Consider the following 10,083-nt stretch of genomic DNA (forward strand, 5'->3'; position numbering starts at 1 on the left):
ATGCACCACGCCTTCAAACTCGAAGAAAACGAATACAACCTGGAACTGTCCCGTGCTCCCGCCGGTTATCGCCTGCACCTGGCGGATCGCACCATCCCGGTGAATCTGCACCTGGAAGATGACGGCTCGGCCGTGCTGACGGTCAACGGCCGCAGCGAAAAGGTGCTGGTGGCGACGCGCGGCGATGACGTGTTCATCCATCTCGGCGGCGTGGGGTACCAGTTGCGCTACGAGCATCCCCTGCAGCGTCTTGCAGCGCAGGCACAGGGCTCGGCCGAGGATCATGTGCGGGCGCCCATGCCGGGCAGCCTGGTGGCTCTGCATGCCAAACCGGGCCAGACCGTGGCGCGCGGCGAATCCCTGCTGGTGATGGAGAGCATGAAGATGGAAACCACCATCGCCGCGCCGCGTGACGGCGTGATCGAGACGGTGCATTTCGCGATCGGGCAGACCTTTGATCGCGATGCCCTGCTGCTCAGCCTGGTTGCTATGGTCGTCGAGGGCAAGAAATCATGAAACGTCTGGAATCGAAACTCAACACCGCCTCCGCCGAATTCCAGGCCAACGCCGCGCACAATCGCAAGCTGGTGGAAGCCTTCAAGGCGATGCAACACAAGGTGCGCCACGAGCGGCCGGAGCGGGACATCCAGCGCCTCAAGGCGCAGGACAAGATGTTCGTGCGCGAGCGCCTGAAGCAGCTGCTCGATCCGGGCACGCCGTTCCTGGAGCTGTCTTCGCTGGCGGCCAACGAGGCCTACGAGGGTGACGTCCCGGGTGCCGGTGTGGTCACCGGCATCGGCGTAGTTTCCGGCCGCGAGGTGATGATCAATGCCGGCGATGCCTCGGTGAAGGGCGGCGCCTGGTATCCGCTGTCGGTGAAGAAGACGGTGCGCGCGCTCGACGTGGCCATCGAAAACCGCCTGCCGGTGGTGCACCTGTGCGATTCGGCGGGAGGCTTCCTGCCCCTGCAGGCCGAGCTGTTCGCCGACAAGTATTACGCCGGCCGCATCTTCCGCAACCAGTGCATGCTGTCGAAGATGGGCGTGCAGCAGGTGGCGATCGTGCTGGGGCATTGCACGGCCGGCGGCGCTTATGTGCCGGGCCTGTCGGATTACAACGTCATCGTGCGCGGCACCGGCGCCATCTTCCTGGCCGGGCCGCCGCTGGTGAAGGCCGCCACCGGCGAGGAAGTGACGGTGGACGAGCTGGGCGGCTGCGATATGCACACCAGCATCTCCGGCACCGCCGACTATCCCGCGTCCAGCGAGGAAGAGGCCATCGCCATCGCCCGCGACATCGTCGCCCAGTTCAAGCGGCCGGACAAGACGCGCATCGAGTGGCTGCCGCCGGAGGCGCCGTTCTACGATCCGGCCGAGCTGTACGGCGTGCTGCCGCGCGACATCAAACAGGGCTTCGATATCCGCGAGGTGATCGCGCGCCTGGTCGACGGCAGTCGTTTCCATGAATACCAGCCGGCCTACGGCAAGACCCTGATCTGCGGCTATGCCCACCTGTGGGGCTACAAGATCGGCATCCTGGCCAACAACGGCGTGCTGTTCAACGACAGCGCCTTGAAGGGCGCGCACTTCATCGAACTGTGCAACCAGAACAAGACCCCGATCCTGTTCCTGCAGAACATCACCGGCTTCATGGTCGGCAAGGAATACGAGCAGCGCGGCATCACCAAGGACGGCGCCAAGATGATCATGGCGGTGTCCAATTCCGAGGTGCCCAAGTTCACCGTCATGTGCAACGGCTCCTTCGGCGCCGGCAACTACGGCATGTCCGGCCGCGCCTTCGATTCGCGCTTCCTGTTCTCCTGGCCGCAGTCGCAGATTTCGGTGATGGGTGCGGAGCAGGCGGCCAACACCCTGGCCGACGTCAAGATCCGCCAGCTGGCCCGTCACGGCAAGCAGCTCACCGCCGAGGACGTGGCCGCCATCCGCGACCCGGTGGTGGCGGAGTTCAAGCGCAAGTCCAGCGCCTATTACTCCACCTCGGAAATCTGGGACGATGGCATCCTCGATCCGGTGGATACGCGCAATGCCCTGGGCATTGCCATCTCCGCCGCCTTGAACACGCCGATCGGCGATCCCCGCTACGGCATCTTCCGGATGTGACGCCATGAGCCAGCAGCCCGCCTCACCCCCGCCCGCGGGCCTGCCGACCACCGCCGAGGCGGAAATCAGGCTCAAGCCGGTGCGGATCGGCGGCCGCAGCCGTTTCATCATCTGGCTGATGCGCCGCTTCCTGCGGCCGATGCTGAGCTGGATGCTGGGCGGTTCGAACAAGCGGATGGCGCGTCTCCAGTTATCCCTGGCCGCGCGCGTGTGCCGCGATAGCAGCGGCTTGCCGGTGGACTACCGCGTCATTGGCCGGGTGCCTGGGCATTTCATCGGCGGCGCGCACGATCCGAAGCGCAGGGTGGTGCTGTGGCTGCACGGCGGCGCCTTCATCCTGCCGGCGGTGCCGGACGTGCATGTGCGTGCCGTGGCGAAGATCTGCCGGGCGCTGGACGCGGTCGGCTTCCTGCCGGACTACCGCCTGGCGCCGTTCAATAAGTTTCCCGCCGCGCTGGACGACTGCGAGCGCGCTTACCGCGGCCTGCTGGACCTGGGCTACGCGCCGGAGCGCATCGCCCTGGGCGGCGAATCCGCCGGCGGCAACCTGCTGCTGGGCCTGCTGCAGCGCATCCGCAAAGCCGGTCTGCCGATGCCGGCCTGCGGCGTGCCGGTCTCGCCGGGCACGGAGATGGGCCGGGTGCACGCGCCGCCTTCGCGCACCCTGCGCATGCATAGCGACCCGATTCTGGCGATGGCCTCGCTGGCGCGGGTGAGCGAGCTTTACGCCGGCGGCATGGATACCTCCGATCCGGAGCTGTCGCCGCTGTACGCGGATTGCACCGGCTTTCCACCGCTGTACCTGCTGGCCAGCGAGGCGGAGGTGCTGCTGGACGATACTGTCCTGTTTGCCCGCAATGCCGAGCAATACGGCGTGGATGTGAGCCTTGAGGTATGGCCGGTGCTGCCGCATGCGTTTCCGCTGTTCGAGAACTGGTTCCCTGAGGTCCGGCAGGCGCGGGAGGATATCGTGGCCTTCATGGCCAGGCACCTCGGGACGGGCGGCTGAGGGCAGGCGCTGTCACACAAAATGCGGTAGCGGAGGAGAAACACCATGCGGCATATCGACATTCACCAGCGGTCGCTGAAGGACCCGCAAGCATTCTGGGCCGAGCAGGCCAAAGGCCTGTACTGGGACCAGCCCTGGGAGCGGGTGCTGGATGACTCCACCGCGCCGATGTACCGCTGGTTTGCCGGCGGCCATCTCAATACCTGCTACAACGCGGTGGACCGCCACGTCGACGAAGGGCGCGGAGAGCAACTGGCCCTGATTCACGACAGCCCGGTCACCGGCAGCATCACGCGCTTCACCTACCGCGAACTGCGCGACCGCGTCGCCCTGTTTGCCGGCGCGCTGCTGCGGCAGGGCGTGAAGCAGGGCGACCGCGTCATCATCTACATGCCGATGGTGGCGGAGGCGGCCATCGCCATGCTCGCCTGCGCGCGCATCGGCGCAGTGCACTCGGTGGTGTTCGGCGGCTTCGCCGCGCCGGAGCTGGCCAAGCGCATCGACGCGGCGCATCCGGTGCTGGTGGTGTCCGCGTCCTGCGGCATCGAGCCGGGCCGCGTGGTCGAATACAAGCCGCTGCTGGACCAGGCGATCCATCTGGCGGAGCACAAGGTTCCGCGCTGCATCGTCTTGCAGCGGCCGCAATGCCCGGCGTCGCTGATCGCCGGGCGCGACCTCGACTGGAACGAGGCGCAGACCGGCGTCGAACCGGCGGCCTGCGCCGACGTGCTCGCCACCGATCCGCTCTATGTGCTCTACACCTCCGGCACCACCGGCAAGCCCAAGGGCGTGGTGCGCGACAACGGCGGCCATGCCGTGGCCCTGTGGTATTCGATGCAGGCGGTATTCGACGCGCAGCCTGGCGACGTGTTCTGGGCCGCGTCCGACGTCGGCTGGGTGGTGGGGCATTCCTACATCGTCTACGGGCCGCTGCTGCGCGGCTGCACCACCATCCTGTACGAGGGCAAACCGGTGGGCACGCCGGATGCGGGCGCGTTCTGGCGCGTCATCGCCGAGCACGGCGTGAAGACCTTCTTCACCGCGCCCACGGCGTTCCGCGCCATCAAGAAGGAAGATCCGCGCGGCGAGCTGATCGGCAAGTACGACCTGTCGAAATTCGAGGCCCTGTACCTGGCCGGCGAGCGCTGCGATCCGGACACCATCCTGTGGGCGCAGGAAAAGCTCAAGGTGCCGGTGGTCGATCACTGGTGGCAGACCGAGCTGGGCTGGCCGGCGGCGGCGAACTGCCGCGGCATCGAGGAGATGGAAGTGAAGCCGGGTTCGGCCGCGGTGCCGGTGCCGGGTTACGACATCCGGGTGCTGGATCCGGCCGGGCAGCAGGTGGCGCCGGGTACCATCGGCAATATTGTGATCAAGCTGCCCTTGCCGCCGGGCACGCTGATCACCCTATGGCAGAACGAGCAGGGATACCGCGACAATTATCTGGCGCGCTATCCCGGCTACTACCTCAGCGGCGATGCCGGCTATATCGACGCGGACGGTTATCTCTGGGTGATGTCGCGCATCGACGACATCATCAATGTCGCCGGGCATCGTCTTTCCACCGGTGCAATGGAAGAGGTGCTGGCGGGCCATCCGGACGTGGCCGAATGCGCCGTAATCGGCGTGGCCGACGCGCTGAAGGGGCAGGTGCCCCTGGGGCTCGTGGTGCTCAAATCCGGCGTGAAACGGGCGCCGGAGGAAATCGTGCGGGAACTGGTGGCGCGGGTGCGCGAGCAGATCGGCGCGGTGGCGGCGTTCAAGCAGGCGGTGGTGGTGCCGCGCCTGCCCAAGACGCGTTCCGGCAAGGTGCTGCGCGCCACCATGCGCTCCATCGCCGACAGCCAGAGCTACAACCTGCCGGCCACCATCGACGATCCGAAGATCCTCGAAGAGGTCGGTGCGGCGTTGAAAGGGCTGGGATACGCGCGAGACAAAGCCTGATGCGGAAGCTGCTCCATCCAGTCGGGATGGAGCAGGTGCGGCCGGCTTAGATGTCCGGCGCCAGTTCCGGCAGTTCCAGATCCATCTTGGAAACCTGGATGGCGGGCAGGTCGGCTTCGCTCATCACCGAGTTGGTGATGTAGCCGCCCGCGATTTCCTTCAGGGTCAGCACGGTCGACTTGTGGTCGCCCCACGGCAGGTGGGCTTCGGCGCCGCGGGCCAGCTGGCGCGCGCGTTTGGCGGCGATCTGGCACAGGTCGAAATGATTGGGAATACGGGCGAGACAGTCTTCTACGGTTACGCGCGCCATGGGGAGTTACGGGAAACGCCGCAAGAGCACGGTAGGGGGAGTATACAGGCCGCGGGCGGGATGGCACGGCGCCGCGCGCCGCGCGCAGCCCTGCGCCAGCGTCAAAGCGGGCCGGGGACGGGCCTGTGAGCCATTTTCCGCCGCATCCAAATGCAGTAAGGTATCGGCCGTCGCACTACCCCAAACGGCCGATGTCGCGCAGATGCGGCTTCCGCCACACTGGCCGCAACGGCGCGGATCGGGCCCCTTGGTGCACGCATCCGTCACCGCAGCCAGAAAGGCCTTATGAGCGAATCAGCCGCAACCCAGACCATCGTCATCGTCGGCGCCGGACAGGCCGGTGGTGAAACCGCCAGCGAACTGCGCAAGCAGGGCTTTACCGGGCGCATTGTCCTGGTTGGGGAGGAAACCCATGTGCCGTACCGGCGGCCGCCTTTGTCCAAGGCCTATCTGAGCGGCACCGCTACCGAGGAAAGCCTGTATATCCTGCCGCCGGCCGGGCTGGAGAAGGCGCGTATCGAATTCATTGGCGGAGTGCGGGCCGAGCGCATCGACCGCGCCACCAAGCAACTGCACCTGTCCGACGGCCGCGTGTTGGATTACGACAAGCTGGTGCTGGCGACCGGCGGCCGCGCCCGCGTGCTGAGCCTGCCGGGCGCGGAGCGGGCCAATGTGTTCCCGCTGCGCAGCATCGCCGACGTGCAGGCCATGCGCACGCACTGCCTCGACGGCAAGAGCGCGGTGATCATCGGCGGTGGCTTCATCGGCCTGGAAGTGGCGGCGGTGGCCATCAAGCTGGGCATGAAGGTCACGGTGCTGGAAGGCCTGCCGCGAGTGCTGGCGCGGGTCACGGTGCCAGAGGTGTCCACCTTCTTCGAGCGCATCCACCGCGAGGCCGGGGTCGATCTGCGCACCGGCGTACAGATCACCGCCTTCGAGGGTGAGCCTCTGGTGACGCATGTGCTGCTGGGCGACGGCAGCCGCATCGCCGCGGACTTCATCCTGGCCGGCATCGGCCAGGTGCCCAACGTCGAACTGGCGCAGCAGGCCGGCCTCGCCGTGGACAACGGTATCGTGGTGGACGAGTACTCCCGTACTGCCGATCCGGATATCTACGCAGCCGGTGACTGCGCCAACCATCCCAATGAATTCTACGGCTGCCGCTTGCGCCTGGAATCGGTGCAGAACGCGATGGAACAGGGCCGTGTGGTCGCCGCCGGCCTGCTGGGCAAGGCGCAGGTCTACAACGTGGTGCCCTGGTTCTGGTCCGATCAGTACGACCTCAAGCTGCAGATGGTGGGGCTCTCCGCCGGCTTCGACCGCATGGTGCTGCGCGGTGATCTGAATGCCCGGGCCTTCGCCGCCTTCTACCTCAAGGACGGGCGCTTGATCGCCGCCGATACGGTGGGCCGTCCGCAGGATTTCATGTTCGCCAAGAAGCTGGTGGCAATGCGTGCCGTGGTCGATCCGCAGGTGTTGGCGGACGAAGCGGTGCCGCTCAAGAGCCTGCTGCCTGCCGCTGCCTGAGACCCGTCCGCGCATGCCCACCATCACTTTCCTCGAACCCGACGGCAAGGCGCATGTGGTCGAGGCGCAGCTCGGCTTGTCGGTGATGGAGGTGGCCACGCGGAACGATGTGCCGGGCATCATCGGCGAGTGCGGCGGCTGCTGTACCTGCGCCACCTGCCATGTCTACGTCGATGCGGACTGGTATGGTCGTCTGGAATCGGCGGACGAGATGGAGCAGGGCATGCTGGAAGGAGCCGTGGAGCCCGGGCCGCTGAGCCGGCTGTCCTGCCAGATCAAGGTGACCGATGCCATCGAAGGACTGGTGGTGAGCATTCCGGCGGGGCAGCTCTAGTTCTTCCTTTCAGTGCCTGCCGCCGTCAGGCTTTGGGCTTTCGGGGTTTACGCGCGGCCTTGGTCTTCGCCGGCGATGCCAGCCCATAAGCCTGCTCCATCTCCACCAGCGCCTCCCCTGAATACACCGCCAGCCGTTGCAGGCGCGGCAGTGCGTTGCGGCAGCCGGTGTAGCCCAGGCTGATGTGGTCGGCGTAGCCGACGATGGTGGCGTTGAGGGCGTAGCCGTCGAACAGGACCGAGATCGGATAGATCGCTTCCATCTGCGCGCCGCGGAAATAGAGTTTCTCGCGTGAGCCGACGACGTTGGAGATGACCAGGTTGAAGAACGGCGGCCACTTCGACAGCTGACCGGTCATCTGGCCGAGGATCAGCGGCGACATGCCGAGCAGGGTCAGCTTGTCCAGGGCGGCCGGCGACATCTCCTTCATCTGCGCCTTGGTGCGGGTGGTGACGGCATTGATCAGCTCGACCCGGCGGCGCGGATCGGCCTCGTTGGTGGCCAGGGGGCAGACGAAGCCGGCGACGGCGTTGCCGCTCTTGCCGTCGGTACGGGGCAGGCCGATGGGGAAGGAGGCCACCAGGGGCAGCTCGGGCAGGGCGTCGAGTTCCAGCAGGTAGCGGCGGATGCCGCCGGCACACAGCGCCATCGACAGGTCGTTGACGGTGGCGCCGGTGACGGCGCTGAGCGCCTTGAAGCGCGACAGCTCGTACAGCTGCGTCGCCAGCCGGCGCTGCGGCGTGATCGCCGCGTTGAACACGGTGCGCGGCGTATGCAGGGCGGACATCAGGCCGCCTTCCGGATTGTCCTTTTGCACGCTCATCTTGCGCAGGGTGCGCACCAGTTCCGAGCTGCTGCGCAATTGCCCGCCGGCGAGCTCCAGGGTGCGGCGCAGCAGGTCGGCGCGGGGCTTGTCCTCGTCGACTTTCAGCTTCATTTTCGGCGACAAGGCCCAGGGGCCGGCGGCATTGGCGAATTTCGGGTCCGGCGACAGCCAGTTGCGGATGAAGGTGAGGGCGCCCATGCCGTCCATGGCGGCATGGTGTGCCTTGAGATAGACGGCGAAGCGGCGGTTTTCCAGGCCCTCGATCAAATGGCACTCCCACAACGGACGGCTCAGGTCCATCGGGTGCGAATGCAGGCGCTCGACCAGCACGCCGAGTTCGCGCTCGCCGCCAGGGAAAGGCAGCGCCGAGTGGCGCAGGTGGTAATCGATGTCGATGTCCGGCGCATCTTCCCAGGCCGGCGCCAGGCGCGACAGGCCTTTGCGTACGATGCGCGCGTTGAACGGCGGCATGGTCACGGCCTGGCTGCGCATGAAGGCGAACAGGTCGCGCAGGTAGGTGGGTGCCGCATCCTCGGGCAGCTTGAAGGTGAGTAGCCCGGCCACGTGCATCGGCGTGCGCGGCGATTCCATCCGCAGGAATGCCCCGTCCATTGCGCTCAGACGCTTCATCGATCAATCCTCCCCTCGCACCGGAAACCGCTGGTCCCCGGCGTCCTGCGCCGGGAATCCCGGCGGCTCTCTCTCCGAGGCCGCCTTGTGCCTGCTACGGTGCCTGAAACGGGCTCCCCGCGCCAGCACTGGAAAGGGGGTGAAAGGTGCGTATTTCCGCACTGCCCCCTTCGGGTGAAGGTCCTGTGGCCGGCCATATAACCGGCGCCGGAGGAGCCCCGGCCACATAGTCTGTCCGGCCTAAGAATGCCGCCCGCGCCTGCGGTATCCTTGCGGCCTACTGACCGCATTTGCCGGGAGACCGCCTTGTCAGGCCACAGCACCGCCGCTTTCGACGCCGCCGAGTTCCGCAAGGCGCTGGGCTCCTTCGCCACCGGCGTCACCATCATCACCACCCGCGCGCCGGACGGCACGCCGATGGGCCTCACCGCCAACAGCTTCAACTCGGTGTCGCTGAGCCCGCCCCTGGTGCTGTGGAGCCTGGCCAATACCTCGATGAGCCTGGCGGCCTTCCGTGTCGCCCCTTACTGGGCGGTGCATGTGCTGGCCACCGACCAGGAGGAACTGTCGGCCCGCTTCGCCAGGCGCGGCGAATCCAAGTTCGCCGGGCTGGACATCGAGTCCGGCGTCGGCGGGGTGCCGCTGCTGAAAGGCTGCTCGGCGCGTTTCCAGTGCCGCACCGCGTTCCAGTACGAGGGCGGCGACCACGTCATCTTCCTGGGCGAGGTGCTGGCTTTCGACCGCAACGAGGCCGCGCCGCTGGTGTTCCACGGCGGCCGCTATGCCCATGCCACGCGGCGCGATCCGCTCGGCGTCAAGCCGCGCAGCGCTTATCTGGAAGGCAGTTTCGGCGACGACTTCCTCGGCTATCTGCTCGGGCGCAGCCATTTCCGCATGTTCGCGCAGATCCGCCGCCACCTGGAGGAAGCGCATCTCACCGACCAGGAGTTCTACGTGCTGTCTTCGCTGACCCTGAAGCGGGCGATGACGGTGCGCGACCTCGACGCCGGCATGGCCGGCGTGCTCGACGAGAACAGCCATCGCGCCATCAAGTCCCTGGTGCAGCACGGCCTGGCGCGGGAAGCGGTGGCGGAAGCAGGCGTCGAGGGCCCGGCGTACGAACTCACCGACGCCGGCCGCGAGGCGGCCCTGCGGGTGATCTCCGCCGCCAAGGCGGTGGAGTCGCAGGTGCTGGAGCGCCTGGGGGCGGGCGAGGCGCCGGTGCTGAAATCGCTGCTGAACAGGCTGCTCGGGGTGATCGACCCGGAGTCGGCGGCGCTATGGGATGCTTCGGCGGAGTCGAAGGCGCCGACGCCTTAGAGCCTGTAACAGAATGAATCGCACCTGCGTTGCAGTCCAAAATCGCGTCAGGCAAGGCGGAGG

Annotated in this window: 9 protein-coding genes; 7 read left to right on the plus strand and 2 right to left on the minus strand. The window is 66.9% G+C overall.

Translation table 11 applies throughout. From position 1 onward, the window contains the following. The 4 genes from BP26_RS0119960 to BP26_RS0119975 are packed head-to-tail and all read left to right on the plus strand — an operon-like array spanning window position 1 to window position 5,073. Window positions 1–516: an acyl-CoA carboxylase biotin carboxyl carrier protein subunit gene (locus BP26_RS0119960; protein ID WP_029922328.1), complete on the plus strand. Its 516-nt coding sequence runs from the start codon at window positions 1–3 to the stop codon at window positions 514–516. Further along, window positions 513–2,120 carry an acyl-CoA carboxylase subunit beta gene (locus BP26_RS0119965; RefSeq protein ID WP_029922329.1) on the plus strand — a complete coding sequence of 536 codons (1,608 nt, stop codon included), beginning with the start codon at window positions 513–515 and terminating at the stop codon, window positions 2,118–2,120. The genes BP26_RS0119960 and BP26_RS0119965 overlap by 4 nt, the downstream gene beginning before the upstream one ends. A gap of 4 nt (window positions 2,121–2,124) precedes the next feature. Next, window positions 2,125–3,129: an alpha/beta hydrolase gene (locus BP26_RS0119970; RefSeq protein ID WP_051749210.1), complete on the plus strand. Its 1,005-nt coding sequence runs from the start codon at window positions 2,125–2,127 to the stop codon at window positions 3,127–3,129. A gap of 45 nt (window positions 3,130–3,174) precedes the next feature. Further along, a complete protein-coding gene (locus tag BP26_RS0119975) occupies window positions 3,175–5,073 on the plus strand; it encodes a propionyl-CoA synthetase (protein ID WP_029922331.1) in 1,899 nt (632 codons plus the stop codon). 46 nt (window positions 5,074–5,119) lie between these two features. Here BP26_RS0119975 and rpoZ read toward each other — a convergent pair whose 3' ends face one another. Beyond that, a complete protein-coding gene (rpoZ, locus tag BP26_RS0119980; RefSeq protein WP_029922332.1) occupies window positions 5,120–5,383 on the minus strand; it encodes a DNA-directed RNA polymerase subunit omega in 264 nt (87 codons plus the stop codon). Between the two features lie 285 nt (window positions 5,384–5,668). Here rpoZ and BP26_RS0119985 point away from each other — a divergent pair, with 285 nt between their 5' ends. After that, on the plus strand, window positions 5,669–6,910 hold the full coding sequence (locus tag BP26_RS0119985) for an NAD(P)/FAD-dependent oxidoreductase (RefSeq protein ID WP_029922333.1): 1,242 nt from the start codon (window positions 5,669–5,671) through the stop codon (window positions 6,908–6,910). Window positions 6,911–6,923: 13 nt separating this feature from the next. Beyond that, on the plus strand, window positions 6,924–7,244 hold the full coding sequence (locus BP26_RS0119990; RefSeq protein WP_029922334.1) for a 2Fe-2S iron-sulfur cluster-binding protein: 321 nt from the start codon (window positions 6,924–6,926) through the stop codon (window positions 7,242–7,244). 25 nt (window positions 7,245–7,269) lie between these two features. Here the strand turns inward: BP26_RS0119990 and BP26_RS0119995 are convergent, their stop codons facing one another. Then, entirely contained in the window at window positions 7,270–8,700 is a 1,431-nt protein-coding gene (locus tag BP26_RS0119995) for a WS/DGAT/MGAT family O-acyltransferase (protein ID WP_029922335.1), read from the minus strand. A gap of 306 nt (window positions 8,701–9,006) precedes the next feature. On the opposite strand from BP26_RS0119995, the gene BP26_RS0120000 reads away from it, so the two are divergent. Continuing rightward, window positions 9,007–10,020 (plus strand): flavin reductase, encoded by a 1,014-nt coding sequence (locus BP26_RS0120000; protein ID WP_036517470.1) that lies wholly within the window; start codon window positions 9,007–9,009, stop codon window positions 10,018–10,020. The last annotated feature ends 63 nt before the right edge of the window (window positions 10,021–10,083 follow it).

The organism is Nevskia soli DSM 19509 (genome assembly GCF_000711955.1).
Taxonomy (GTDB): domain Bacteria; phylum Pseudomonadota; class Gammaproteobacteria; order Nevskiales; family Nevskiaceae; genus Nevskia; species Nevskia soli.